Here is a 25,204-nt window from a genome sequence, read left to right as displayed (position 1 = left end):
GGACAAGCTCAGCAACCGCCCAACGCTGGGGGCCATCGACGACGCGCCTGTGGTCCATTGGGTTCAGCAACTGCTGGAGCAGGCGGTCGCACTCAAAGCCTCGGACTTGCACTTTGAGCCGTATGAGCACCATTACCGGGTGCGCATGCGCATCGACGGCGAGTTGCGTGAAATGGCAACACCGCCCATGGCGCTGAAAGACCGCCTGGCCTCGCGCATCAAAGTGTTGTCGCGACTGGACATTGCCGAAAAACGCCTGCCGCAAGACGGGCGCATGAAGCTGCAATTGGCCAGTGGCCGCGAACTGGACTTGCGTGTCAGTACCTTGCCCACCTTGTTTGGTGAAAAGCTGGTCATCCGGGTGCTGGACTCAGCGCAGGCCCAACTCGACTTGAACCAACTGGGTTACGAGCCCGAAGACCTGGCTCGCTTGGTGGAAGCCATTCACCGCCCGCACGGCATGGTGCTCGTGACCGGGCCCACAGGCTCGGGCAAAACACAATCGCTTTACGCCTGCCTGAACCTGCTCAACACGGCCGAAGTGAACATCGCCACGGTCGAAGACCCTTGCGAAATCCAGCTGCAAGGCATCAACCAGGTGAATGTGCAAGACAAGCCCGGCCTGACATTTGCCATCGCTTTGCGGGCCTTTTTGCGGCAAGACCCGGACATCCTGATGGTGGGCGAAGTGCGTGATCTGGAGACGGCCAACATCGCCATTCAGGCCGCGCAGACGGGCCACCTGGTGTTGTCCACCTTGCACACCAACGACGCCCCCAGCACCCTGGTGCGTTTGCGCAACATGGGCACCGCCTCTTACAACATTGCCGCCAGCGTGACGTTGATCACGGCGCAGCGACTGGTGCGTTGCCTGTGCCCCTTGTGCAAAGAGCGCGTTCGCCTGCCTTCGGATGTGTTGCTGCAAGCAGGCCTGCCTGCGGCTTTGTTGCCTGGCGATGCGGTCGAGGTTTTCAAGCCTGTGGGTTGTGCGCATTGCCATAAGGGCTTTGCCGGGCGCACCGGCATTTTTCAGGTCATGCCTGTGAGTGCCGACATGCAGGCTCTGATTTTGTCCGATGCGGGCAACCAGGAAATGACACAACTGGCGCAGCGTGAGGGTGTGGCGACATTGCGGCTGGCAGGTCTGCGCAAAGTGCTCAAAGGCATCACCTCGCTTGACGAGGTTTTGGCCAACACCCGGTACGGTGCATGAGCCAGCCCGACACACAGCGCCCACCCCTGGTTTTTGCATGGCAGGGGCGTGATGCCCAAGGCCGTCCCGTGCAGGGACGCGTGAATGCCCACGCTGCCGGACTGGCCCGCGCCCAATTGCGCAAACAAGGCGTGCAGCAAGTGCGGCTGCAGCGCTTGTGGTGGGACAGCACGCCGCGTGTGCGCCCCGGCGACCTGTCGCTCATGACCCGACAACTGGCGGCACTGCTGCGCGCGGGGGTTCCCCTTTTGCAATCGCTGGACATGCTGTCGCGCAGTCTGACGTCTGCTGCGCTGGTGGACATCGTGCAACAGGTGCACAACGATGTGGCTTCCGGCGCGGCTTTGCACGAGGCCTTGGCCAGGCACCCGGCGCATTTCACGGGTCTTTACAGCAGCATGGTCCAGGCGGGTGAATCGGCTGGCATTCTGGACACCATGATGGAGCGTTTGGCACACACATTGGAAAAGAACGAAGCCTTGCGCTCACGCGTGCGTTCCGCGCTGATGTACCCCGCGGCGGTGATGGGGGTGGCCATCGCGGTTTTGGTGCTGATTTTGGTGTTTGTCGTGCCCGTATTCGAGGACGTTTTCAAGTCATTCGGGGCCGAATTGCCCTGGGCCACACAAATGGTGGTGGCGCTGAGCGATGGTTTGAGCGCCTCGGGTCCCGTCGCGTTTTTGGGCGTTGTGCTGTGCCTCTGGTTTTGGCAACGCCCGCAAGCCGCACAAGCCCGGTTCCACGTCACCCGGGACCGCTGGTTGCTCAAATGGCCCGTGCTAGGACCACTCATCGGCACGGCGGTGGTGGCACGCTGGGCGCAAACCTTGTCGGCCTTGCTGGCAGCCGGCGTGCCCTTGGCAGAAGCATTGGGGCCTGTGGCGCAAGCCTGCGACCACGCTGTATTTGCACGCGTGACTTTGCAACTGCAAAGACAAGTGGCGCAAGGCAGCCGCTTGAGCGAAGCCATGGGCCAAACGGGCCGATTCCCACCCATGATCGTGCAGCTGTGCGCCACGGGCGAAGAGACTGGTGCCATGGACAACTTGCTGGCGCGGGCGGGTGGCCTGATGGAAACCGAGCTGGACGATCGGGTGAACGGCCTGTCGAGTTTGCTGGAACCCTTGATCATTGTCGTGTTGGGCGGCCTGATTGGCGGTATTCTTGTGGCCATGTATTTGCCCATTTTTCGCCTCGGTCAGGTTTTCTGAGATGGCCATTGATTTACCTGTTTTGAGCGCAGCAGCTTTGCTGGGCTTGGTGGTGGGCAGCTTCCTGAATGTGGTCATTTACCGACTGCCCCGCATGCTGGAGGCCCAATGGGCTGCGGCGCTGCATGAACAAGCCCCCGACAGCCACCCTCACACCGAGCAGCCATCGCACAAGCCTTTCAACATCGCCGTGCCCGGCTCACATTGCCCGCACTGTGGCCACGTCTTGTCCTGGGCCGAAAAAATCCCGGTGCTCAGCTACCTTGGGCTCAAAGGGCGCTGCCGCCAATGCCACGCCGCGATCGGCTGGCGCTACCCGGTCATGGAACTGTTGACCAGTGGTTTGTTTGTCTGGAGCTTTGCCCAACACGGCCTGAGCGGCGCTGCTTTGGCTTGGGCGGGTTTTGCCGCCGCTTTGGTCACCCTGGCGGCCATCGACGCCGACACCACCTTGCTGCCCGATGCCATCACCCAGCCCTTGGTGTGGGCGGGTTTGTTGGCCGCCAGCCTGGGGCTGAGCCAGATCGGCTTGTCCACGGCCTTGTGGGGGGCCGTCATGGGCTACTTGTTTTTGTGGTCGGTTTATTGGCTGTTCAAGCTGGTCACCGGCAAGGAGGGCATGGGCCAAGGTGACTTCAAACTGCTGGCGGCACTGGGTGCCTGGCTGGGCTGGCCCGCCTTGCTGTCGCTGGTGCTGATCGCGTCCATCACCGGTGCCATCGTGGGCATCTGGCTGCGTGTGCGCCAGCGCCTGCCCGAAGACGGCTATATTCCGTTTGGTCCTTTTTTGGCCCTGGCGGGTTTGTGGGTCATGGCCTTTGGCCCCCTGCCCGGCTTGCCTGTTTAAACCATGAACACTCAGCGTATTTGGCGCATCGGCCTGACCGGTGGCATCGGCAGCGGCAAAAGCACCGTGGCAGCCATGTTGGCGGCCCGCGGTGCGGCCGTGATCGACGCTGACGCGATTTCGCGCAGCGTGACCGCACCGGGCGGGCGGGCGATCGCCCCGATTGCGCAAGTCTTTGGCCCGGACATGATCGATGCCCATGGCGCGATGGACCGACAAGCCATGCGGGAGCAGATTTTCAAAAATGCCGATGCCAAAGCCAAGCTCGAAGCCATCATTCACCCACTGGTCAGCCTGATCACGGCCGAACAGGCGCAGGCCGCATTGCAAAACAGCCAGCGTTGCCTCGTGTTCGATGTGCCGCTGCTGGTGGAGTCGGGCGAGCGGTGGCGCAAACAGGTTGACCGGGTGGTGGTGGTCGATTGCGATGCTGCCACGCAACGCCAACGGGTCGTGGCCCGAAGCGGTCTGGCGGTCGAAGAAATTGACCGCATCATCGCCTTGCAAGCCTCCCGGGCACAACGCCTGGCCTGTGCCGATGTGGTGATCTTCAACCAAGGGCTGAGTCTGGCCGAATTAGAGGGCCAGGTGGCCCAAGTGGCTGCTGACTTCGGGCTATGATGGCGGCACTGGAAGACGCCGCGTGATACTGTACGAATACCCCTTCAACGAACGCATCCGCACTTACCTGCGCCTGCAACAACTGTTCAACCGCCTGGGCCAATTGATGGCCCGCACCGAGGCCTTGGACCACCACTTTGCGCTGACCACTTTGTTTGAAATCATCGAAGTGGCCTCACGCTCGGAGCTCAAATCCGACGTTCTGAAAGACCTGGAACGCCAAAGGCAGCTTTACAACGGCTACCGCGGCAACCCGGCCATCTCCGAAAAAGCCCTCGACGGCCTGATCGCCCAACTGGATGAGCACTTCGAAGCGCTCAACCAGGTCAGCGGCAAAATTGGCCAAAGCCTGAACGACAACGATTTCCTGATGGCTTTGCGCAGCCGCGCTGTCATTCCGGGTGGCACCTGCGAGTTTGATTTGCCCGCCTATTACGCTTGGCAGCACCACGAAGCATCGAGCCGTGCCAACGATTTGGCGCAATGGGTGGCACCGTTTGGGCCTTTGGCACAAGCCATCCAGTTGCTGCTGCAAATGCTGCGTGAATCCGGCAGCAGCCAAAAAGTCATGGCCACAGCTGGCCAATTGCAACAAAACCTACCGCAAGGGCGCACTTTTCAGTTGCTGCGCCTCAAAATCGATCCGTCGCTGGGCATCACGCCCGAAATCAGCTGCAACCGTTTGTTGGTGGTCATTCGCATGATGCGCCAGCAAAGCGATGGCAAACTGGTGGCCACCACCGATGACGTGGCTTTTGAGATGTCTTTGTGCGCATGAGCGATTCGAACCAGCCTCAAGACTTCAAGCCCCGCAAGGTGCGCTGCCCGGCTTGTGCGGGCCAGAGCCTTTACAGCAGCACCAACCCTTATCGCCCGTTTTGCAGCGCCCGCTGCAAAGGTGTCGACTTGGGCGCCTGGGCCAGCGAAGAATTCAAACTGCCCGACGACACGCCGCCCGACGAGCCGTTTGGCGATCCACGTTTGCAATAAGCCCCGAGTTCGCGCCGCCCCAGCCAAAATTCAGTTGTGCGTGGCACCCGTGAATTGACGCTCTTCAGCAAACCACGCCAAAACAGGAATGGTGCCCGGCAACACGGGCGTGACCGCGACAGGCAGCGTCTGCCAGGCATGTGACTGCGCTTCGCGCATTTGCAACTCGCCCTGCCAGTCCCACACCTTGCAAAAGTGCAGCCGCACCAAGGCGTGCGGGTAATCGACCATCTGGGTTTTCCAGGCCCGCGCCTCACCGATCGTGATGCCCAGCTCTTCTTGCAGTTCACGGCGCAGCGCTTGCTCGACCGATTCACCGGCTTCGAGCTTGCCACCCGGGAATTCCCAATAGCCTGCGTAGACCTTGCCTTCGGGGCGAGAGGTCAACAAAAAATGGCCATCGGCTTGCATCAGCACGCCCACGGCCACATCGACCACTGCGCGTTCGACCTGGCCTGCGCTCAGGTCTTGGCGCTCACGCTCGCCGTCGGCCACCAAAAGGTCTTTGCTCATGCCTGACCCGGTTGGCGGCCCATCATGTCCCGCGCAAACTGGTAGGCCACACGGCCGCTGCGTGAACCACGCTCCAAGGCCCACAACAAAGCATCAGGACGCGCCGCCGTGATCTGTGCAGGCGTGGCGCCCAAGGCGCTGAGCCACTGGCCGGCGATGGTCAGGTACTCGTCTTGCGAGAAGGGGTAGAAGCTGATCCACAGGCCAAAGCGCTCGGACAGGGAAATCTTTTCTTCCACGCCTTCGCCCGGGTGCACTTCGCCGTCGTCGGTGTGCTTGTAGGTGAGGTTCTCGCTCATGTACTCGGGCAACAAGTGGCGGCGGTTGCTGGTGGCGTAGACCAGCACATTGGGGGTCGATGCCGCCACGGTGCCGTCCAGAATCGACTTGAGGGCCTTGTAGCCCGGCTCACCGTCTTCAAAACTCAGGTCATCGCAATACACGATGAACTTTTCGTCGCGTCCCGCCACCACCTCGATGATGTCGGGCAAATCGGTCAGGTCTTCCTTGTCCACCTCGATCAGGCGAAGACCTTGGGGCGCGTAGGTGTTGAGGCACGCCTTGATGAGCGAGGACTTGCCGGTGCCGCGTGCGCCTGTGAGCAGCACGTTGTTGGCCGGGCGGCCCTGCACAAACTGCTCGGTGTTGCGCTGCAGCTTTTCTTTTTGGTCGTCGATTTCTTTCAAGTCGGCCAGCGTCATGGCCGCCACATGGCGCACAGGTTCGAGCACGCCGTGGCCGGACGAGCGCTTGCGGTAACGCCAGGCAATGGCCTGCGTCCAGTCGGGCGCAGACAGGGGTTGGGGCAAGACCGACTCGATGCGGTCCACCAACTGGCTGACTTTGGCCAGCAGCTGGTCTAATGCTAAATGGGAAGAGGCGGTCATGAACGGTAATCCGCGTTGATGGTGACGTACTCGTGGCTCAGGTCACAGGTCCACACCGTGTCGGTGGCGGTCCCCCGGCCCAGGCCCACGCGCACGGTGATCTCGCTGCCCTTCATGACGCGCTGGCCGTCTTCTTCGCGGTACTCGGCGCGGCGTCCGCCTTGCGAGACCACATGCACGTCGTCCAGATGCAGCTCAATCAGGCCCTGGTCCAGATCGGCGATGCCTGCATAACCTACTGCGGCCAGAATGCGGCCGAGATTGGGGTCGCTGGCAAAGAAGGCGGTTTTAACCAAGGGCGAATGCGCGATAGCATACGCCACCTGACGGCACTCTTCGCCCGTGCGGCCACCCTCGACCTGCACCGTGATGAACTTGGTGGCGCCCTCGCCATCGCGCACGATCGCATGGGCCAGCTGACGGGCCACTTGCATCAAACCCTTGAGCAAGGCCTGGCCCTCAGCGCTGTCCAGCGATGTGATGGGTGCGTTGCCCGCCTTGTGCGTGGCGATCAGCATGAAGGAATCGTTGGTCGAGGTGTCGCCATCGATGGTGATGCGGTTGAACGAGCCATCGGCCAGTTGCTTGGCCAGCGTGGGCAACAAAGCCGGATCAATGCAGGCGTCTGTGGCCACAAAGCCCAACATCGTGGCCATGTTGGGACGGATCATGCCCGCGCCTTTGCTGATGCCGGTGATGCTGACGCTCTGGCCGCCCACGGTCACTTGCGTGCTGGCGGCTTTGGGCTGGGTGTCGGTGGTCATGATGCCTTCGGCGGCCTTGGCCCAGTGCACGGCTTGTGCGTCAGCCAAAGCCGCGGGCAAGCCTGCCACAATGCGGTCCACCGGCAAAGGCTCCATGATCACGCCGGTCGAAAACGGCAAAATTTGCGCAGGCGTGCATTGCAGCAACTTGGCCAGCGCGTCACAGGTCTGACGCGCATGGGCCAGGCCCGGTGCGCCAGTGCCCGCATTGGCGTTGCCGGTGTTGATGACCAAGGCACGCACGGCGCTGCCCACCGCCAAATGTTCACGGCAAACCTGCACCGGCGCTGCACAAAAGCGGTTGCTGGTGAACACGCCCGCCACGCTGGCACCCTCGTCCAGCAAAAACACGGTCAGGTCCTTGCGGTTGGCTTTGCGCACACCGGCTTCGGCAATGCCGATGCGAACGCCCGCGATGGGCTTGAGTTGTGCAGGGTCCAGTGGTGGCAAATTCACAGGCATGGTGGTCTTTCAGGAAAACAGTGATGGTTTGGGCGGTACACAAACAAAACGGGCCGAAGCCCGTTTCATCCGCGCAGCAAACTCAGGCGAGTTTGCCGTGGCATTGCTTGAACTTCTTGCCACTGCCGCAAGGGCAAGGCTCATTGCGGCCCACAGGGCCCCACTCTTGTTGCAGACCGGCCAGATCAGCCGCCACGGTTTGGGGTTCACCCGACTCGTCAGGGGCGCTGTAGGTCACGTTGCTGATGTGCTCGGCCCGCTCTTCGATGTCGTGGGCCGCTTGTTCGATCTGGTCACCCGAATCGATGCGCACCGTCATCAAGGTGCGGGTGACTTCGTTTTTGACAGCATCGAGCAACTGGCCAAACAGCTCAAACGCTTCGCGCTTGTACTCCTGCTTGGGTTGCTTTTGCGCGTAACCGCGCAAGTGAATGCCCTGGCGCAGGTAGTCGAGTGCGCTCAGGTGCTCGCGCCAGTGCGTGTCGATGCTTTGCAGCAAGACCATGCGTTCAAAAGAGGTGAAGTTGTCCGCCCCTACGCTGTCGAGCTTGGCCTGGAAATGGGTATTGGCTGCAGCCACCACAGTCTCCAGGATTTCTTCGTCGGTGATGGCATTGGAGGCTTGCACCTTGTCGCGCAAATTGACCTCGAGCAACCACTCATCGGTCAGCGCTTTTTCAAGACTGGCCAAGTCCCACTGCTCTTCCACGGTCTCTGCGGGCACGTATTGACGCACCAGATCCGTGAAGCAGCCTTCACGCAACGATGCGATCTGGCTGTTCAGGTCTTGTGCATCCAGGATGTCATTGCGCTGCTGGTAGATCACCTTGCGCTGGTCGTTCGACACATCGTCGTACTCCAGCAATTGCTTGCGGATGTCGAAGTTGCGCGACTCCACTTTGCGTTGGGCGCTTTCGATGCTGCGCGTGACGATGCCCGCCTCGATGGCTTCGCCTTCGGGCATCTTCAAGCGGTCCATGATGGATCGCACGCGGTCGCCCGCAAAAATGCGCATGAGCGGATCGTCCAGGCTCAGGTAGAAACGCGAAGAGCCTGGGTCACCCTGGCGGCCCGAACGGCCACGCAGCTGGTTGTCGATTCGGCGTGACTCATGGCGCTCGGTGGCGATGATGCGCAAACCACCCAAAGCCTTCACCTGTTCGTGCACGGCTTTCCATTGCTCGCGCAGCTCAGCAATGCGTGCTTGGCGGGCCTCTTCTGACAAGCTTTCGTCGGCCTCAACGGCCTGGATGTCTTTTTCGATGTTGCCACCCAAAACGATGTCGGTGCCGCGACCGGCCATGTTGGTGGCGATCGTGATCATGCCGGGGCGACCCGCTTGCGCCACGATGTCGGCTTCACGTGCGTGCTGCTTGGCGTTGAGCACCTGGTGCGGCAGCTTCTCTTGCGTCAGCAGCTGGGCAATCAGCTCCGAGTTTTCAATCGAGGTGGTGCCCACCAGCACAGGCTGGCCACGTTCGTGGCATTCGCGAATGTCGGCAATCGCAGCGGTGTAGCGCTCTTGCGATGTCTTATACACACGGTCCAGCTGGTCTTCGCGCTGGCTCTTGCGGTGCGGTGGAATGACCACGGTCTCCAGACCGTAGATTTCCTGGAATTCATACGCCTCGGTATCGGCCGTTCCGGTCATGCCACCGATCTTGTTGTACAGGCGGAAATAGTTCTGGAAAGTGATGGAGGCCAGGGTCTGGTTTTCGGCCTGGATCTGCACACCCTCTTTGGCTTCGACGGCCTGGTGCAGGCCATCACTCCAGCGGCGGCCCGTCATCAAGCGACCGGTGAACTCGTCGACGATGACGATCTCACCCTCTTGCACCACATAGTGTTGGTCGCGGTGGTACAGGTGCTGCGCACGCAAGGCGGCGTTCAGGTGGTGCATCAACGAGATGTTGGCCGGGTCGTACAGGCTCGCCCCTTCAGGGATCAAACCCATTTGGGCCAACACCGCTTCGGCTTTTTCGTGACCTTGCTCGGTCAGGAAGATCTGGTGCGATTTTTCATCCAGCGTGAAGTCACCGGGGGTGATGATGCCCTCGCCCGTGCGGGGGTCGGCTTCGCCTTCCTGACGGGTGAGCAAAGGCACGACCTGCTTCATCGACAGGTAAGTGGCGGTGTGGTCTTCGGCCTGGCCGCTGATGATCAAAGGCGTGCGGGCCTCGTCGATCAGGATTGAGTCGACCTCGTCGATGATGGCGTAGTTCAGGGGGCGCTGGACGCGGTCATGGGCTTCATAGACCATGTTGTCGCGCAGGTAGTCAAACCCGTATTCGTTGTTGGTGCCGTAGGTGATGTCCGAGTTGTAAGCCGCCTGCTTTTCTTCGCGCGCCATCTGGGCCAGGTTGATACCCACCGACAAACCCAGAAAGTTGAAGAGCTTGCCCATCCATTTCGCATCACGGCTGGCCAGGTAATCGTTCACGGTGACCACGTGCACGCCCTTGCCCGCCAAAGCGTTCAGGTAAGCGGGCAATGTGGAGGTCAGTGTTTTGCCCTCGCCTGTGCGCATTTCGGCAATCTTGCCGTTGTGCAAAGCGATGCCACCTGCCAACTGCACGTCGAAGTGGCGCATCTTCATGACGCGCTTGGAGCCTTCACGCACCACGGCAAAGGCTTCGGGCAGCAAGGCATCCAGGGTTTCGCCAGCGGCAAAGCGCTCGCGGAAGCTTTGGGTTTTGGCGCGCAATTCGTCGTCGCTCAAAGACTCCAGTCCGGCTTCCAGTGCGTTGATGCGCTCCACCGTTTTGCGGTATTGCTTGAGCAGGCGGTCGTTTCGGCTGCCGAAAATTTTGGTGAGGAATGGGATGGCCATGTCTACAAGATCCACCTTCAGCCAAAGCTGAGAAACAGACCGTCTATCCTGTCAAGTTAAAAGGTTCAAAGGAAACCGGGCCCGCGGGATACAACCCACCGACCCCACAGCAAGCCGCCACTGGCGCCCGCTTAACCCAATGATTTTAGCCTCTGGGCATGGCTGTTTTCGAGGAGCTGGCTCAAGCCCTGTCAGCTGCCGGATAATGGGCGAACACACAGCCAACCATGCAACGACGACACCACGCCATTCCCCTGCAACAAGCCGCGCAAGAGTCGCCAACATTTGCACGTTTGGCAGACCTGATTCGCGAGTCGTCGGCCCGCTTGCAAGCCATCAAAACCCTGCTGCCCGCCCCCCTGCGGGCCAGCGTACAAGCAGGTCCGATCGAAGACGGCTGCTGGTGCCTGTTGGTCAGCTCCAATGCCGTGGCCGCCAAATTGCGCCAACTGGTGCCCGCTTTTCAGGCCCATTTGGCACAGAAGAGCCTGAGCGTCACATCGATTCGCATCAAGGTTCAAAACAGGGTTGTTTAGCCCGCTTCGGTTCGCGTGTTACACGCATCACCCCCGCCAAAACCCCAAAAAAAAGGCCCTGATCGTGGATCAGGGCCTTTTCAGGTTTGTGGTGCCGCTTGTCGGATTCGAACTGACGACCTACCGCTTACAAGGCGGGTGCTCTACCAACTGAGCTAAAGCGGCACGGGCTAGATTCTAACTTGATCCTGGCCCATATCTGGGACCGGGTTCGTTAATTTTTTACTTGACCCGTTTGAGTGCAGGACGCGCAGGTGCTGCCGGTGGTGGCGTGGGCTCGTCGCCATCGTCCAAAGTGGCGTCTGACACGCCCACAGCCGATAAACCAGCGACAGGCGACTCGTCATCGCTCACAGGAAACGCCATGCCTTGGCCGTTTTCACGGGCATAAATGGCCATGACCCGATGGATCGGCACCATGATGTCGCGCGGCTTGCCACCAAACCGGGCTTTGAATTCAATGAACTCATTGCCCAGTTTGAGCGAGCTGGTGGCGTCCATGCTGACGTTCAGCACGATCTCACCACCTTGCACATATTCACGCGGCACCTGCACGGAGTTGTCGACCTTGACGGCCACGTAAGGCGTGAAACCGTTTTCGGAACACCAGTCGTACAACGCACGGATCAAGTAAGGGCGCGTGGAAGGCAGTTCGGCAGCACTGATCATCGTAGGCTCCACACCAACTTACTTGCGCATGACCTTTTCGGACGGCGTCAACGCTTCAATGTAGGCTGGACGCGAGAAGATGCGTTCTGCGTACTTGAGCAAAGGTGCAGCGTTTTTGCTGAGTTCAATGCCGTAGTAGTCGAGGCGCCAGAGCAGCGGTGCAATGGCCACGTCGAGCATCGAGAAGTTGTCACCCAACATGAACTTGTTCTTCAGGAACACAGGGGCCAATTGGGTCAAGCGGTCGCGGATGTGCGAGCGGGCTTTTTCCAGGGCTTTGTCATTGCCTTTGAGGGCACGGTTTTCCAGTGTCAACACATGGGCAAACAGTTCTTTCTCGAAGTTGAGCAAGAACAGGCGCACACGGGCGCGGTCAACCGGGTCACCGGGCATCAATTGCGGGTGCGGGAAGCGCTCGTCAATGTACTCGTTGATGATGTTCGATTCGTACAGGATCAGGTCGCGTTCAACCAGAATCGGAACCTGCCCGTAGGGATTCATCACATTGATGTCTTCGGGCTTGTTGTACAGGTCCACATCGCGGATTTCGAAGTCCATGCCTTTTTCAAACAGCACAAAGCGGCAGCGGTGGGAAAAGGGGCAAGTGGTTCCGGAATAAAGCACCATCATGGCAAGAAGCTCCTCAAAAAATCAAAAAGAGTGGGGGGTCTTTTGAACCCACCACTCCACAGAACCCGGCGAATAACCGGGTGAAAGATCAATTACTTGATGTCTTTCCAATATGCGGCATTCAGACGCCAAGCAATAAAGGTGAAGAACGACAAGAAAATCAGAACCCAGACGCCAATACGGACTCGGGTATTTTGAGCAGGCTCGGCCATCCAGTGCATGTAGTTGACCAAATCACCCACGGCCTGGTCATATTGCAAAGGCGTCATCGTGCCGGGCTTGGTTTGCTTCCAGCCTTTGAAGATTTGAACCGTGTGGCCGTGCTCTTCTTTTTCTTCGAAGACAGGCTCACGCTCGCCTTGCAACTCCCACAACACGTTGGGCATGCCCACGTTCGGGAAAGCCATGTTGTTCCAGCCGGTGGGCTTGGTCGCATCACGGTGGTAGCTGCGCAGGTAGGTGTAGAGGTAGTCAGCACCCGTGCCGCCGTGGCCCGAACGCGAACGCGTCATCAAGGTCAAGTCGGGTGGGTTTTTGCCGAACCACTCCTTGGCTTGCAAGGGATCGATCGCCGACTTCATGGTGTCGCCGACTTTGGTCGTGGCAAACAAGAGATTGTCCTTGATCTGCTGCTCGGTCAAACCGATGTCTTTCAAGCGGTTGTAGCGCATGAAAGCAGCCGAGTGGCAATTCAGGCAATAGTTGACAAACAGCTTGGCACCGTTTTGCAAAGACGCCAGGTCATTGGTCTTGACGGGGGCCTTGTCCCAGGCAATTGCACCGCCGCCAGAGGCTTGAGCACCAGCCATCAGACCCAGGGCCATCACAAAGCCCAGTGCGAGTTTCTTGAGGTTTTTCATGTTCTTGAATCTCCGTGATCTCAGTGAGGCGTGAAGGTCACGCGGTCAGGAACCTGCTTGGGCGTGCCCAGCTTGCTCCACCAAGGCATCAACAGGAAGAAGCCGAAATAGAACAGGGAACCGACTTGGGAGACACGTTCACCGATAGGCGATGGCGGCTGCACACCGAGGTAGCCCAGGATCAGGAAGTTGATCACAAACACGGCGTACAGGTACTTGTGCCAGTCAGGACGGTAACGGATCGACTTGACAGGGCTGTTGTCGAGCCATGGCAAGAAGAACAGGATCACGACAGCGCCACCCATGACGACCACACCCCAGAATTTGGCATCAATGGCCAGCATCAAGGCAGAGATCACCACGGCCGCACCGATCACGGCACCCTTGAGCAGCTGAGGCAGCTTGCCCTTGGCCACGGCCAGCACGGCACCGATCACCACGCAAGCGATCAAGGCGTACATCATTTCGCTGGTGATGGCACGCAGCATCGAGTAGAACGGCGTGAAGTACCACACAGGTGCAATGTGCAAAGGCGTGGTCAGCGGATCGGCCGGAATGAAGTTGTTGTATTCGAGGAAGTAACCACCGAATTCAGGCGCAAAGAACACGATCGCAGTGAAAGCCATCAAGAAGACGCTCACGCCCATGATGTCGTGCACCGAGTAGTAAGGGTGGAAAGGAATACCGTCCAGAGGGTGGCCATTCGCATCCTTGGGAGCGTTCGGGCCCTTGATTTCAACGCCATCGGGGTTGTTGGAGCCGACTTCGTGCAACGCAATGATGTGCGCGACAACCAAGCCCAACAAAACCAAAGGCACCGCGATCACGTGGAAGCTGAAGAAGCGGTTCAGGGTGGCATCGCCGACCACGAAATCGCCACGGATCAGCAAAGCCAGGTCAGGACCGATGAAAGGAATGGCCGAGAACAAGTTCACGATCACCTGGGCACCCCAGTAGGACATTTGGCCCCATGGCAGCAGGTAACCCATGAAGGCTTCGGCCATCAGGCACAAGAAGATCGCGCAACCGAAGATCCAAACCAGCTCGCGTGGCTTGCGGTAGCTGCCGTAAATCAGGCCACGGAACATGTGCAGGTACACCACAATGAAGAACGCCGAAGCACCTGTGGAGTGCATGTAGCGGATCAACCAGCCCCACGGCACATCGCGCATGATGTATTCGACCGAAGCAAAAGCGACGGCAGCATCAGGCTTGTAATGCATGACCAGGAAAATACCGGTCACGATCTGGATGACCAGAACCAACATCGACAGAACGCCAAAGACGTACCAGATGTTGAAATTTTTGGGTGCGTAGTACTCGCTCATGTGCTCTTTGTAGAGCTTGGACAGGGGGAAGCGGTTGTCCACCCAGTTGAGCAATTTTTCGCCTGCGGGGGCGTTGGGGGAGATTTCTTTGAATTCAGCCATGTTGTTCTCCATCAAGCCTTCTTGTCTTCACCAATGATCAATTTGGTGTCAGACAGGTACATGTGCGGAGGCACTTCGAGGTTGTCAGGCGCTGGTTTGTTCTTGAACACGCGGCCAGCCAGGTCGAATGTCGAGCCATGGCACGCGCACAGGAAACCACCTTGCCAGTCATCTGGCAGCGAAGGCTGAGGACCAGATGCGAATTTATCGCCAGGCGAGCAACCCAAATGGGTGCAAATGCCCACAGCCACCATGATTTCAGGCTTGATGGAGCGGTGTCCATTCTTGGCATATTCGGGTGTCGGGTAAGCATTGCGCGCCGATGCAGGATCGGCCAGCTGCCCTTCGATTTTCTTGAGGGATTCGAGCTGCTCGGGCGAGCGCTTCATGATCCATACGGGCTTGCCGCGCCATTCGACGGTCAGCTTCTCGCCCGGGTTCAAAGCGGAAATATCCACTTCTACGGCGGCGCCGGCCGCTTTGGCGCGTTCGGAAGGTTGAAAGCTGCTGACGAAGGGGGTGGCCACAAAGCCAGCGCCTACGGCACCTGCGCAACCGGAGGCAATCAGCCAGGTCCGTTTGCTGCTGTCGACTGGGGTGTCACTCATGGGAATCCTCTAGCGAGTCGTTATCAGGGTCAACCCGGGATTGTAGCGGAGTGAAACAGACAACCGACTTACAAGCTTGGTCACGCTATCGGTCTTGCTTCACAATAGAGGTTCACTCACATCATTAGAGGATTTTTAAATGTCATTTTCCAAAGAATTCAAGTCTTTCGTTGTCAGGGGAAACGTCATGGACCTTGCTGTCGGTGTGATCATCGGCGGGGCATTCGGCAAAATTGTGGACTCGGCCGTCAGCGATCTGATCATGCCCTTGGTCAGCAAAATTTTTGGCGGTCTGGATTTCTCCAATTACTACATCGCCTTGGCCGGTCAGGCTGCAGGTTTGTCCTTGATCGAAGCCAAAAAACTGGGGGCTGTGTTCGCCTACGGCAACTTTTTCACAGTGGCACTCAACTTCATCATTTTGGCGTTCATCATCTTTGTCATGATCCGACAGATGAACCGTTTGACTGCAGTCAAGACTGAACCTGCGGCACCCGCTGCTGCCCCCATCACGCCGGAAGACGTGTTGCTGCTGCGCGAAATCCGCGACAGCCTGAAAAACAAGGGCTGAAGCACCCCAAAGGTCAGTGCACGCCGCTGACCATTTGCCGCGCCATGCGGATGGCCTGGATCATGCTGCGGGCATCGGCCAAGCCTTTGCCTGCCAGGTCCATGGCTGTGCCGTGGTCCGGGCTGGTTCTGATCAAGGGCAAGCCCAGCGTGACGTTCACGCCCTGCTCCACCCCCAGGTATTTGACCGGGATCAAGCCCTGGTCGTGGTACATCGCGATGACCACGTCGAATTCACGCCGACCATCGGTCTGCTTGCGGGCGCGCATGAAAACGGTATCGGGGGCATAAGGACCGTGCACATCCAACCCCTCCTGCCTCGCCACCGACAAACAAGGTTGCAAAACCTCGATTTCTTCACGCCCGAACAAACCGCCCTCGCCTGCATGCGGGTTGACGCCCGCGACAGCGATGCGTGGCTTCCGACCCAAGACGGTCGTCAATGCGGCATCGGTGATGCGCAAGGTTTGCAACACACGCTCGACCGTGATGGCAGCCAGCGCATCGCGCAAGGACACATGGATGCTCACCAGCACCGTGCGCAGCTCATCGTTGGCCAGCATCATGCGCACGGGCATCTGCTCGACAGACACCCCCACATGCCTAGCCGCCTCGGCTTGCAGCAACTCGGTGTGACCGGGGTATTGGTTGTAAGGCGCCCCTGCCGCATGCAAAGCTTCTTTGTGCAAGGGCGCGGTGACCAGCGCGGCCACTTCGCCGCGTAAAGCCGCACGGGTGGCCCACAACACGGCCTCACCCGCCAATTGACCGGCGCGGGCATCGACCTGACCCCAGGGCAACACAGGGGCCACGGGCACAACCTGCAACACGGGCAAGCAGCGCGGTGGCACGGACAAGGCCTCTGAGGGCGTCTGGATTTCACAGATGGGAAAATTCGGCTGCGTCTGCACCAAAGCCATGGCCCGGCGCATCAAGCCCACATCGCCCGCCACAAAACAGCCCTGCGTCAACTCAGGGGCCATGCACCAGGCACGGGCAATGATCTCCGGGCCAATGCCGCACGGGTCGCCTGGCGTGATGGCCATGGGTTGCTGGATTTGGGGCGTCAACAAGTCAGGTTCAAACGTCATGTGGGTTCATCTCAAGCGGGGTTATCGATCTCGATGAAACGGTGTTGCAGGCCCAGCTCTTGGGCCACACGCGCCGCGACAGCCGGAGCGCCATAACGCTCAGTGGCGTGGTGACCACACGCCAGAAAAGCCACGCCTGTTTCTTTGGCCAGATGGGCTTGAGGTTCGGATATTTCACCGGTGATGAAGGCGTCTACGCCCTGGGCAATGGCTGCCTCAAAGTAGCTTTGCGCGCCACCCGTGCACCAAGCCACACGGCGAATGGGCCGATCACTGTCACCAACGCAAGTCACAGAACGCCCCAACACCGCCGCGACATGGTCGGCAAGTGCCTGGGGCCGAGACCAAATTTGTGTGCCAGCGCCCACGAATCCCAGATCTTGCTCACCGAATCGCCCCTCGACCTGCAGACCCAACACACGGGCCAATTGGGCGTTGTTGCCCAATTCAGGATGGGCATCGAGTGGCAAGTGGTAAGCGAACAGGTGGATGCCGTGGGTCAACAACAAACGCAGCCGCTCCCGCATCCAGCCGGTGACGCGCCCGTCCTGGCCCCGCCAGAACAGGCCGTGGTGCACAAAAATGGCATCGGCATCGGCTTCAATCGCGGCTTCGATCAGGGCCCGGCTGGCCGTGACGCCACTGACCAGCAATGTCACGTCACGGTCACCTTCGACCTGCAGGCCATTGGGGCCGTAATCGCGGAACTTGTCAGGCTGGAGCAGGTTATCAAAGGCCTGACCCAGGATTTTGGCGTTGGTCATATCAAAGGGGGCTTTCTGTCTTGGGTGGGTATTGTGGCGCAAGGCACCAGAACAGATGACCCGAATCAAGGACAATCTGAAACCATGAAACGTTATTGGCTTCTCTTTTCCCAGTGGGTGACGGTCTTGCTGGCTGTCTGGTTTGTGGTCGCCACCTTGCAGCCCGACTGGCTGCGCAGTGCGCAGCGGTCAGCCGATGGCATGACCTTGCTTCAGGCACCAGCAGGCTCGCCACTCAATCGCCCGGCCGGCAGTCTGAGCGCCCCTGCCCGCCAAGCCTCCCCAGCCGTGGTCAGCATCAACACCAGCAAAGCCAACAACCCAAACGCCCAAAGCCAAGACCCTTGGTTCAAATTTTTCTACGGTGAACAAGAAGAACAAAGCCCGGCGGGCTTGGGCAGCGGGGTCATCGTCAGCCCCGAGGGCCACATCCTGACCAACAACCACGTCATCGAAGATGCGGACGACATTGAGGTCGTGCTGGCCGATGGCCGCAGGGCAGCGGCCAAAGTCATTGGCACCGACCCCGACACCGATCTGGCCTTGCTCAAAATCAGCCTCGACAAATTGCCCGTGATCGTTTTGGGGCAAACCCAAGACCTGCAAGTGGGCGATGTGGTGCTGGCCATTGGCAACCCTTTTGGCGTGGGGCAAACCGTGACCTCGGGCATCGTCAGCGCCTTGGGCCGCAGCCAGCTGGGCATCAACACCTTCGAAAACTTCATCCAGACCGATGCCGCCATCAACCCCGGCAACTCGGGTGGCGCGCTGATCGACGTGAACGGCAACCTGATGGGCATCAACACCGCCATTTATTCGCGCTCGGGTGGCAGCATGGGCATTGGGTTTGCCATCCCCATTTCCACGGCCAAGCAAGTCATGCAGGATTTGCTGAAAAACGGCAAAGTCATCCGGGGCTGGATCGGGGTCGAGCCGCAAGACATGTCGCCCGAATTGGCAGAAAGCTTTCAACTGCCCAAATCAGGCCCGGCCCTGCCATCGGGTGTGGTGATCACCGGCGTGCTCAAAAATGGCCCTGCAGCCACGGCCGGCATTCGGCCTGGTGACGTGATCGTCAAAGTGGCTGGGCACCCGGTGGGCAATGTGGCCGAGTTGTTGACCCAGGTCGCCAGTTTGAAACCTGGCGTCCCGGCCGAGGTGAATGTCTGGCGCCGCCAGGGCGAAGTCAATCTGCGCCTGACCCCCGCCGAACGCCCTGCTGCCAGCAAACAGCGCAAATAAAACAGGCCCGAGGAGAACGAAACCCCGCACCATGCAAAAGAGGCCTCACGGCCTCTTTTGTTTGAAGGGATTGATGCCGTCAAGCCACGTCTTCAGACTCCGTTGGCGCTTGTGTGTGTTTGATGAACACCTGTGCGGCCCAAATGCCCAACTCGTACAACAAGCACATGGGAATGGCCAAGGCCAATTGAGACACCACATCAGGCGGCGTGACCACCGCGGCGATCACAAAGGCCAGGACCACAAAATAGCCCCGGAACTCCTTGAGTTTTTGCACACTGACCACGCCCATGCGGGCCAGCACCACAACGGCCACAGGCACCTCGAACGCGAGGCCAAAGGCCAGGAACATGGTCAGCACAAAGCTCAAATAGGCTTCGATGTCAGGAGCGGCCGTGATGCTTTTGGGGGCGAAGCTCTGAATGAAGCTGAAGACCTGGCCAAAGACAAAGAAGTAGCAAAACGCCACGCCAATGAAAAAGAGCACCGTGCTGGACACCACCAGCGGCATGACCAATTTCTTTTCATGGGCGTACAGGCCGGGCGCAATGAAAGCCCACACCTGGTAAAGCACCACGGGCAAGGCGATCAAAAACGCCGACATCATCAAAATCTTGAGGGGCACCATGAACGGCGAAATCACCGATGTGGCGATCAAAGTCGCCCCTTTGGGCAAATGCACAATCAAGGGCGCTGCCAGGATGTCGTACAGATCGCCGGGGCCGGGGTAAATCGCCAAAGCCACTGCAGCCACCCCCACGGCAGCCACCGCCCAAATCAGTCGATCGCGCAGCTCAATCAAATGCGCCACGAAGGGCTGCTCTGAACCGGCAAGTTCGTCTTCGGGCTTGGAATGGGAGTCAGACATGGCGAAGTGGGTTGGACAGCAAGCACCCCAGGTGCAAAGCCATCACAGGGAATTGAAGGACTTGGGACGGTAACGCGCAACGCGCGCAGCACCTGAGAGGGCTTTGGTGCGAACACCCGAACGGGCCTTGTACCACTGCGGCACAGCACCCCGCTTGAGGCGCCAATTCTTGTCCGGGTTTTTGTAAGTCGGCGGCGGTGCCTCGTAGGCAGGCAGATCATGGGTCAAGCCCGTCGTGGTTTCGGCCCAGTCTTTTTCAAACTCCGAGGCGGTCGTCTGGACGGACTGCTCGACATCGCGAGCAGCCGACTCCATCGACTCTTTCATCTTCTTGAGTTCTTCCAGGTCCATGGACCGGTTGACCTCGGCCTTGACATCGGCCACATAGCGCTGCGCCTTGCCCAGCAAAGTGCCCAGCGTGCGCGCAACTTTGGGCAACTTCTCGGGGCCGATGACGATCAACGCCACGACACCGATCAGCGCCATCTTGGAAATGCCTAAATCAAGCACAGTGCAGCGTTCGGTCGTTCAAGCGATCAAGACTTGGTCTTGGCTTCAACATCGATGGTGGTTTTTTCAGCCTGTGCCGAAGAGGCCACTTGACCAGCAGCAGGTGCCGCTTCATCGGGCTTGCCGCCATCTTTCATACCGTCTTTGAAGCCTTTGACTGCACCGCCCAGATCGGAGCCCATGTTCTTGAGCTTTTTGGTGCCAAACACCATGACCACGATCAACAGCACGATCAGCCAGTGCCAAATGGAAAAAGAACCCATGAATATCTCCTAACGTAGGTGGTGGATTCTAAGGGGAGACGTCCCCCCGAACCGATCTGCCTGGATCCAGCAAGGAATTGAGGCTTGCCGTCGTGTTTTCAAGCCCGTTTCAACCCCTGAGCCAAGGGCGCGGACCACCCATGACGTGCATGTGCAGGTGGTGCACTTCCTGTCCACCTTCCAGGCCATTGTTGACCACAATGCGGAAGCCGCCCTCAGGGTAAGGCCCGCAGCCCTCTTGCAAGGCCAGTTTGGGGGCCAGGGTCATCATGTGCCCCATCAGGCCCGCATGCTCGGGGGCCAACTGCGCCATCGACGGGATGTGCAACTTGGGGATGATCAGGAAATGGATGGGCGCCCAGGGCGCAATGTCATGGAAGGCGAACACATGCTCGTCTTCGTGCACCTTGCGCGAGGGGATCTGGCCCGCGATGATTTTGCAAAAAATACAGTTGGCGTCGGTCATGGTTGGATCGGCTCTTGAGTCAAAAAATTCAGTCGGTCACCGGGCGCTGCCCGTTCAAACGCACCATGCCCAGCACGATGCGGTACAAAAACCAGATGGAAATGGCCACCCAAGCCAGCCAACCTGGGAACACAAAGAAAAACCAGAGCGGGAAAGTCACCAAATACAGCAAGGCAGCCCAGATCACCGTGCGGATGCGGAAGCTGAAATGGGTCGCTTCCCAACCTGCGGTATCGCCTTTTTTGACCAGGTCGATGATCAGCGCCACGACCAGCAAAGCCGGGCCCATCTGCGCACCCGGCACGATGGCGCTCACCGCCACAATCAGGTGCAGGATGTAACTCACCCAGCTGATGGTGTGGGTACTATCGTCCACGGGCTGGTCGGTCATGGTTTATTCGCCCAAACGTTGACGTTATTCGCCCAAACGCTCACGCTCTTGCACTTTGCGCAAGGCTTTTTCTTCCAGCCCGCTCAGGCCCTCGCGGCGGGCCAACTCGTTCACCACATCGGCAGGCGTCAGGCCATAGTGGGCCAGCGCGATCATGCTGTGGAACCACAAATCGGCCACTTCATAGACCAGCTTGGACGCATCGCCGCCGTGGTCTACATCCTTGGCGGCCATCACGGTTTCGGTGGCTTCTTCGCCGATTTTCTTCAAGAAGGCATCCGGACCTTTGTGCAGCAGGCGGGCCACATAGCTCTTTTCGGGGTCGCCGCCGTTGATGGCTTTGCGGCTTTCGATGATGGCGGCCAGGCGCGCCAACGTGTCTTCTGAAGACGGTGCCAAAGTGTTAGCAGAACTCATCGTGTTCACTTGTAAATGGTTTCAGGGTCTTTCAAGACCGGGTCCGCCGCCTGCCACTCATCGGCTTGCAGGCTCTGGAAAAAGCAGCTGTGGCGGCCCGTGTGGCAGGCAATGCCCGGCTCATGCCCCAGCTGCGTCACTTTGAGCAACACCACATCGTTGTCGCAGTCGATGCGGATGTCGTGCACCGTCTGCACATGGCCAGACTCTTCGCCCTTGAACCACAGCTTGTTGCGGGAGCGGCTGAAATACACCGCGCGCTTCAGCTCGGCCGTCTTTTGCAGCGCCTCGCGGTTCATCCAGGCGAACATCAGCACATCGCCGGAGCCTTGTTCCTGGGCAATGACCGGCACCAAGCCTTTGTCATCCCATTTGATTTTGTCGAGCCAGTTCATGCTCACAACCTCACCTGTATGCCACGTTCGCGCATGCGCGCTTTTGCTTGCTGCACGGTGTATTCACCGTAATGGAAGATGCTCGCCGCCAACACCGCATCCGCGCCGCCGATGCTCACGCCGTCGGCCAAGTGGTCGAGGTTGCCCACGCCGCCCGAAGCAATCACGGGCACGCTGACGGCGTCGCTCACGGCGCGGGTAAGTTGCAAATCAAAGCCGCTTTTGGTGCCGTCGCGGTCCATGCTGGTCAGCAGGATTTCGCCTGCGCCGTACTCGGCCATTTGGGTGGCCCAGGCCACCGCGTCCAGGCCCACGTTTTTGCGGCCGCCGTGGCTGTACACGTCCCAGCCCGGGCCCATGGGTAAACCATTCGTGCCGATGCGCTGCTCGTCTTCAGGTGTGCGGCGTTTGGCGTCGATGGCCACCACGATGCACTGCGCACCGTATTTGGCCGAAGCTTCGCGGATGACTTGCGGGTTGGCAATCGCGGCCGAGTTGAAGCTGGTCTTGTCTGCCCCGGCATTCAGCAGGCGGCGCACGTCTTCGACGGTGCGCACGCCGCCGCCCACGGTGAGCGGGATGAACACTTGCGAGGCCACGGCTTCGATGATGTGCAGGATCACGTCGCGCCCGTCGCTGGTGGCGGTGATGTCCAAAAACGTGAGTTCGTCAGCGCCCTGCTCGTTGTAGCGGGCGGCGATTTCGACCGGGTCTCCGGCGTCACGCAGTTCGACAAAATTGACGCCCTTGACCACGCGACCGCCGGTCACGTCAAGGCAAGGAATGATGCGTTTGGCCAGCATGGGGGTTCTCTTTTCAAATCTCAGTGGTCAAGCGTTTGCAAGCACCTGCAGGTGCTGCCAACCTTCCCACCGCCCGCCCGCAAGCAAGGTGATGGGGTCATAGACCTGTGCGGCTTCGACGCACAGCATCTGTCGCCAGCCGTCGTCGGGCATGTCGGCCAGGCGCTTGCACAGGTCTTGCGCCGGGTTCCAGACGACGGTGTTGGCCCAGCTGGGGCTTTGGCTGATGCGCAGGTTCTGGTTCAGCGTCATGGGCTGTGGTGCCGCCGTATAAACCCGGTCGAATTCGGCGGCAAAGTGCAGCGTGTCGGGGGCTTGTGCGTGGGTGTCGGTCAGCGAGTCCCATTCGGCCAGCCCACCCAGCCCTTGCAGGATGGTCTGGGTCACATCGGGCACGGCGAAATAAGTGTGCAGCGCGCCGGAAAACGCCAGCGGCTGGGTGTCGGTGTTGTGCACACGCAGGCTCAGGCGCAAATCGCCGGGCGTCAGATCGATCTGCAACTGCGCTTCAAAAGCCTGTGGCCACCATTGGCGGGTTTGGGTGCTGTCAGTGAGGCGCAGCGTCAGACTGGCCGCTTGTGCGGACAACACCGGCTCATCGGCCTGCCATACCACGTTGCGGGCAAAACCGTGTTTGGGCAGTCGGTCGGCCATCGGGCCGCGCTGGTTGAACTGCGGAAAGCACACCGGCACACCGCCGCGAATGGCACCCTGCCCGTTCATCACGCTGGCCGGGCTCAGGTACAGGCGTTCGTGGCCACCGGTTTGCCAGGACAGCACATGCGCACCATGCAAGGCCACCACCAAGCGGTCACCTTGCGGCAAGGCCAACTCACAAGCGGGCAAACCGGCGAACACGGTGTCGCGACAAGTCGCCAGCGCGGTCATCTGGAGAGTCCTGTGGGGTTCAGCCGTTGAGTTCGTCGGCGCGTTGCTGCGCCAGCGCGAAATCGAGGTCACCCGAATACACGGCACGGCCGCAGATCACGCCTTCCACGCCCTCGTCTTCGACGGCGCACAGCTGCTCGATGTCGGCCATGTTGGACAAGCCGCCCGAGGCAATGACCGGGATGGTCAGGGCCTGGGCCAGTTTGACGGTGGCGTCGATGTTGATGCCGCTGAGCATGCCATCACGGCCGATGTCGGTGTAAATAATGGACTCGACGCCCCAGTCTTCGAACTTCTTGGCCAGGTCCACCACTTCGTGGCCGGTGAGCTTGCTCCAGCCGTCGGTGGCGACTTTGCCGTCCTTGGCGTCTAGGCCCACGATGATGTGGCCGCCAAAGGCGGTGCAGGCGTCTTTCAAAAAGCCGGGGTTCTTGACGGCAGCGGTGCCGATGATCACGTAGCGCAGGCCGCTGTCGATGTATTTTTCAATCGTGTCCAGATCGCGGATACCGCCGCCCAGCTGCACCGGGATGTCGTCGCCCACCGCCTTGAGGATGGATTTGATCGCGCCGAAGTTTTGCGGCTTGCCTGCAAATGCGCCGTTCAGGTCAACCAGGTGCAGACGGCGTGCGCCTTTTTCGAGCCAAGTGCGGGCCATGGCAGCGGGGTCTTCCCCGAAGGTCGTGGCTTGGTCCATATCGCCCTGCTTGAGGCGAACGCAGTGGCCGTCTTTGAGGTCAATGGCGGGGATCAGAATCATGGCAAATTAAAAGCAGGTGAAAGAAAAAACGGCAGTGATAGACCACTCAAGGCTGCCAGTGGAGGAAATTGCGGAACAAGGCCAGGCCCTGGGCCGCGCTTTTTTCGGGGTGAAACTGGGTCGCAAAAATATTGTCACGGGCAATCGCGCAGGCAAAGCGGCCACCGTAATCGGTCTCGGCCGCGCAGTGCGCCGGGTTGGCCACCTGGGCATAGAAGCTGTGCACAAAGTAATACCAGCTGCCGTCTTCGATGCCATCCCACAGCGCGTGGCGTGGTGTGCTTTGCCACACCTGGTTCCAGCCCATCTGCGGCACTTTGTAACGGGTGCCGTCGGGCTGGATTTGTCCGGCCAACTCGAACTTGACCACGCGCCCAGGGATCAAACCCAAGCCCGGAGTGTTGCCCTCGTCGCTGTGGTCCAGCAGCATCTGCATGCCCACGCACACGCCAAACAGCGGCTTGCTGGCTGCGGCTTCGAGCACAGCATCCATCAAGCCCGACTCGCGCAGTTCGCGCATGCAGTCGGGCATGGCCCCCTGCCCCGGCAAGACCACGCGGTGCGCATCGCGCACGACCTGCGGGTCTGAAGTCACGGTGACTTCGGCATGGTCCACGCTGGACGCTGCATGGATCACCGCCTGCGCCACACTGCGCAGATTGCCCATGCCGTAATCGACGACGGCGACACGGTTGACGCTCATGC

30 protein-coding genes, 1 tRNA gene and 1 pseudogene are annotated in these 25,204 nt (G+C 59.7%); 9 read left to right on the top strand and 23 right to left on the bottom strand.

Features of this window, described 5'->3' with window-relative positions; translation table 11 throughout:
- Positions 1-10: 10 nt before the first annotated feature.
- The 6 genes and pseudogenes from ACZ5VE_RS01890 to ACZ5VE_RS01865 all read left to right on the top strand — a co-directional run.
- Positions 11-1,213, top strand: a pseudogene (locus ACZ5VE_RS01890) (GspE/PulE family protein); the annotation flags it as partial.
- The gene (locus tag ACZ5VE_RS01885) at positions 1,210-2,424 is read left to right on the top strand and encodes a type II secretion system F family protein (protein ID WP_464456395.1); all 1,215 of its coding nucleotides are present in this window, start codon (positions 1,210-1,212) and stop codon (positions 2,422-2,424) included. The pseudogene ACZ5VE_RS01890 and the gene ACZ5VE_RS01885, both read left to right, overlap by 4 nt.
- Before the next feature lies 1 nt (position 2,425).
- Complete coding sequence (locus ACZ5VE_RS01880) at positions 2,426-3,271, top strand: prepilin peptidase (RefSeq protein ID WP_464456394.1); 846 nt, start codon at positions 2,426-2,428, stop codon at positions 3,269-3,271.
- A 3-nt stretch (positions 3,272-3,274) separates the two neighbouring features.
- Positions 3,275-3,892, top strand: coding sequence for a dephospho-CoA kinase (gene coaE, locus ACZ5VE_RS01875; protein ID WP_464456393.1), 618 nt, complete (start codon positions 3,275-3,277; stop codon positions 3,890-3,892).
- Positions 3,893-3,914: 22 nt separating this feature from the next.
- On the top strand, positions 3,915-4,670 hold the full coding sequence (gene zapD, locus ACZ5VE_RS01870; RefSeq protein WP_464456392.1) for a cell division protein ZapD: 756 nt from the start codon (positions 3,915-3,917) through the stop codon (positions 4,668-4,670).
- Positions 4,667-4,882: a DNA gyrase inhibitor YacG gene (locus ACZ5VE_RS01865; protein WP_464456391.1), complete on the top strand. Its 216-nt coding sequence runs from the start codon at positions 4,667-4,669 to the stop codon at positions 4,880-4,882. The genes zapD and ACZ5VE_RS01865 overlap by 4 nt, the downstream gene beginning before the upstream one ends.
- 30 nt (positions 4,883-4,912) lie before the next feature.
- Here the strand turns inward: ACZ5VE_RS01865 and ACZ5VE_RS01860 are convergent, their stop codons facing one another.
- The 4 genes from ACZ5VE_RS01860 to secA all read right to left on the bottom strand — a co-directional run bounded on the left by ACZ5VE_RS01860 (position 4,913) and on the right by secA (position 10,338).
- Positions 4,913-5,395 carry an NUDIX domain-containing protein gene (locus ACZ5VE_RS01860; RefSeq protein WP_464456390.1) on the bottom strand — a complete coding sequence of 161 codons (483 nt, stop codon included), beginning with the start codon at positions 5,393-5,395 and terminating at the stop codon, positions 4,913-4,915.
- On the bottom strand, positions 5,392-6,282 hold the full coding sequence (locus tag ACZ5VE_RS01855; protein ID WP_464456389.1) for an ATP-binding protein: 891 nt from the start codon (positions 6,280-6,282) through the stop codon (positions 5,392-5,394). Before ACZ5VE_RS01855 ends, ACZ5VE_RS01860 begins: the two co-directional genes overlap by 4 nt.
- Positions 6,279-7,508, bottom strand: coding sequence for a bifunctional glutamate N-acetyltransferase/amino-acid acetyltransferase ArgJ (gene argJ / locus ACZ5VE_RS01850; protein ID WP_464456388.1), 1,230 nt, complete (start codon positions 7,506-7,508; stop codon positions 6,279-6,281). The genes ACZ5VE_RS01855 and argJ overlap by 4 nt, the downstream gene beginning before the upstream one ends.
- A gap of 82 nt (positions 7,509-7,590) precedes the next feature.
- On the bottom strand, positions 7,591-10,338 hold the full coding sequence (gene secA, locus ACZ5VE_RS01845) for a preprotein translocase subunit SecA (RefSeq protein WP_464456387.1): 2,748 nt from the start codon (positions 10,336-10,338) through the stop codon (positions 7,591-7,593).
- A gap of 227 nt (positions 10,339-10,565) precedes the next feature.
- Here secA and ACZ5VE_RS01840 point away from each other — a divergent pair, with 227 nt between their 5' ends.
- Positions 10,566-10,874 carry a hypothetical protein gene (locus tag ACZ5VE_RS01840; protein ID WP_464456386.1) on the top strand — a complete coding sequence of 103 codons (309 nt, stop codon included), beginning with the start codon at positions 10,566-10,568 and terminating at the stop codon, positions 10,872-10,874.
- An 89-nt stretch (positions 10,875-10,963) separates the two neighbouring features.
- On the opposite strand, the gene ACZ5VE_RS01835 is transcribed toward ACZ5VE_RS01840, so the two are convergent.
- From ACZ5VE_RS01835 to petA, 6 genes are all read right to left on the bottom strand, one after another.
- A tRNA-Thr gene (locus ACZ5VE_RS01835) sits at positions 10,964-11,039 on the bottom strand.
- Between the two features lie 57 nt (positions 11,040-11,096).
- Complete coding sequence (locus tag ACZ5VE_RS01830; RefSeq protein WP_464456385.1) at positions 11,097-11,543, bottom strand: ClpXP protease specificity-enhancing factor; 447 nt, start codon at positions 11,541-11,543, stop codon at positions 11,097-11,099.
- 18 nt (positions 11,544-11,561) lie between these two features.
- Positions 11,562-12,173 (bottom strand): glutathione S-transferase N-terminal domain-containing protein, encoded by a 612-nt coding sequence (locus tag ACZ5VE_RS01825; protein ID WP_019429763.1) that lies wholly within the window; start codon positions 12,171-12,173, stop codon positions 11,562-11,564.
- A 92-nt stretch (positions 12,174-12,265) separates the two neighbouring features.
- The gene (locus ACZ5VE_RS01820) at positions 12,266-13,033 is read right to left on the bottom strand and encodes a cytochrome c1 (RefSeq protein WP_464456384.1); all 768 of its coding nucleotides are present in this window, start codon (positions 13,031-13,033) and stop codon (positions 12,266-12,268) included.
- A 20-nt stretch (positions 13,034-13,053) separates the two neighbouring features.
- Positions 13,054-14,463, bottom strand: a complete 1,410-nt coding sequence (locus ACZ5VE_RS01815) for a cytochrome b (RefSeq protein ID WP_464456383.1) — start codon at positions 14,461-14,463, stop codon at positions 13,054-13,056.
- A gap of 11 nt (positions 14,464-14,474) precedes the next feature.
- On the bottom strand, positions 14,475-15,071 hold the full coding sequence (gene petA / locus ACZ5VE_RS01810; RefSeq protein ID WP_464456382.1) for a ubiquinol-cytochrome c reductase iron-sulfur subunit: 597 nt from the start codon (positions 15,069-15,071) through the stop codon (positions 14,475-14,477).
- Between the two features lie 139 nt (positions 15,072-15,210).
- Here petA and mscL point away from each other — a divergent pair, with 139 nt between their 5' ends.
- Complete coding sequence (gene mscL, locus ACZ5VE_RS01805; RefSeq protein ID WP_464456381.1) at positions 15,211-15,642, top strand: large conductance mechanosensitive channel protein MscL; 432 nt, start codon at positions 15,211-15,213, stop codon at positions 15,640-15,642.
- A 13-nt stretch (positions 15,643-15,655) separates the two neighbouring features.
- Here the strand turns inward: mscL and pdxA are convergent, their stop codons facing one another.
- Both pdxA and ACZ5VE_RS01795 read right to left on the bottom strand, forming a co-directional pair.
- The gene (gene pdxA / locus ACZ5VE_RS01800) at positions 15,656-16,732 is read right to left on the bottom strand and encodes a 4-hydroxythreonine-4-phosphate dehydrogenase PdxA (protein ID WP_464456380.1); all 1,077 of its coding nucleotides are present in this window, start codon (positions 16,730-16,732) and stop codon (positions 15,656-15,658) included.
- A gap of 11 nt (positions 16,733-16,743) precedes the next feature.
- Complete coding sequence (locus tag ACZ5VE_RS01795) at positions 16,744-17,496, bottom strand: Nif3-like dinuclear metal center hexameric protein (RefSeq protein ID WP_464456379.1); 753 nt, start codon at positions 17,494-17,496, stop codon at positions 16,744-16,746.
- 84 nt (positions 17,497-17,580) lie between these two features.
- Here ACZ5VE_RS01795 and ACZ5VE_RS01790 point away from each other — a divergent pair, with 84 nt between their 5' ends.
- On the top strand, positions 17,581-18,738 hold the full coding sequence (locus ACZ5VE_RS01790) for a S1C family serine protease (protein ID WP_464456378.1): 1,158 nt from the start codon (positions 17,581-17,583) through the stop codon (positions 18,736-18,738).
- Positions 18,739-18,817: 79 nt separating this feature from the next.
- Here ACZ5VE_RS01790 and tatC read toward each other — a convergent pair whose 3' ends face one another.
- The 11 genes from tatC to hisH form a co-directional block, all read right to left on the bottom strand.
- Positions 18,818-19,606 carry a twin-arginine translocase subunit TatC gene (gene tatC / locus ACZ5VE_RS01785; RefSeq protein WP_464456377.1) on the bottom strand — a complete coding sequence of 263 codons (789 nt, stop codon included), beginning with the start codon at positions 19,604-19,606 and terminating at the stop codon, positions 18,818-18,820.
- 42 nt (positions 19,607-19,648) lie between these two features.
- Complete coding sequence (tatB, locus tag ACZ5VE_RS01780) at positions 19,649-20,116, bottom strand: Sec-independent protein translocase protein TatB (RefSeq protein ID WP_464456376.1); 468 nt, start codon at positions 20,114-20,116, stop codon at positions 19,649-19,651.
- A gap of 26 nt (positions 20,117-20,142) precedes the next feature.
- Positions 20,143-20,379: a Sec-independent protein translocase subunit TatA gene (gene tatA / locus ACZ5VE_RS01775; RefSeq protein ID WP_464456375.1), complete on the bottom strand. Its 237-nt coding sequence runs from the start codon at positions 20,377-20,379 to the stop codon at positions 20,143-20,145.
- A 109-nt stretch (positions 20,380-20,488) separates the two neighbouring features.
- Complete coding sequence (locus tag ACZ5VE_RS01770; RefSeq protein ID WP_464456374.1) at positions 20,489-20,845, bottom strand: histidine triad nucleotide-binding protein; 357 nt, start codon at positions 20,843-20,845, stop codon at positions 20,489-20,491.
- A 28-nt stretch (positions 20,846-20,873) separates the two neighbouring features.
- Entirely contained in the window at positions 20,874-21,236 is a 363-nt protein-coding gene (locus tag ACZ5VE_RS01765; RefSeq protein ID WP_464456373.1) for a DUF4870 family protein, read from the bottom strand.
- Positions 21,237-21,260: 24 nt separating this feature from the next.
- Positions 21,261-21,653: a phosphoribosyl-ATP diphosphatase gene (locus ACZ5VE_RS01760; protein ID WP_464456372.1), complete on the bottom strand. Its 393-nt coding sequence runs from the start codon at positions 21,651-21,653 to the stop codon at positions 21,261-21,263.
- 5 nt (positions 21,654-21,658) lie between these two features.
- Positions 21,659-22,048 carry a phosphoribosyl-AMP cyclohydrolase gene (gene hisI / locus ACZ5VE_RS01755; protein ID WP_053171708.1) on the bottom strand — a complete coding sequence of 130 codons (390 nt, stop codon included), beginning with the start codon at positions 22,046-22,048 and terminating at the stop codon, positions 21,659-21,661.
- A 2-nt stretch (positions 22,049-22,050) separates the two neighbouring features.
- Positions 22,051-22,851 (bottom strand): imidazole glycerol phosphate synthase subunit HisF, encoded by an 801-nt coding sequence (gene hisF, locus ACZ5VE_RS01750; protein ID WP_464456371.1) that lies wholly within the window; start codon positions 22,849-22,851, stop codon positions 22,051-22,053.
- A 27-nt stretch (positions 22,852-22,878) separates the two neighbouring features.
- Complete coding sequence (locus ACZ5VE_RS01745; RefSeq protein ID WP_464456370.1) at positions 22,879-23,739, bottom strand: D-hexose-6-phosphate mutarotase; 861 nt, start codon at positions 23,737-23,739, stop codon at positions 22,879-22,881.
- Between the two features lie 19 nt (positions 23,740-23,758).
- A complete protein-coding gene (hisA, locus tag ACZ5VE_RS01740; RefSeq protein WP_108332550.1) occupies positions 23,759-24,499 on the bottom strand; it encodes a 1-(5-phosphoribosyl)-5-[(5-phosphoribosylamino)methylideneamino]imidazole-4-carboxamide isomerase in 741 nt (246 codons plus the stop codon).
- Positions 24,500-24,545: 46 nt separating this feature from the next.
- The gene (gene hisH / locus ACZ5VE_RS01735) at positions 24,546-25,202 is read right to left on the bottom strand and encodes an imidazole glycerol phosphate synthase subunit HisH (RefSeq protein WP_464456369.1); all 657 of its coding nucleotides are present in this window, start codon (positions 25,200-25,202) and stop codon (positions 24,546-24,548) included.
- Positions 25,203-25,204 lie beyond the last annotated feature (2 nt).

This window comes from Limnohabitans sp. INBF003 (assembly GCF_055396645.1).
Note: the sequence above shows the minus strand (reverse complement) of the source record. Positions and strands in the feature narration are given on the sequence as shown.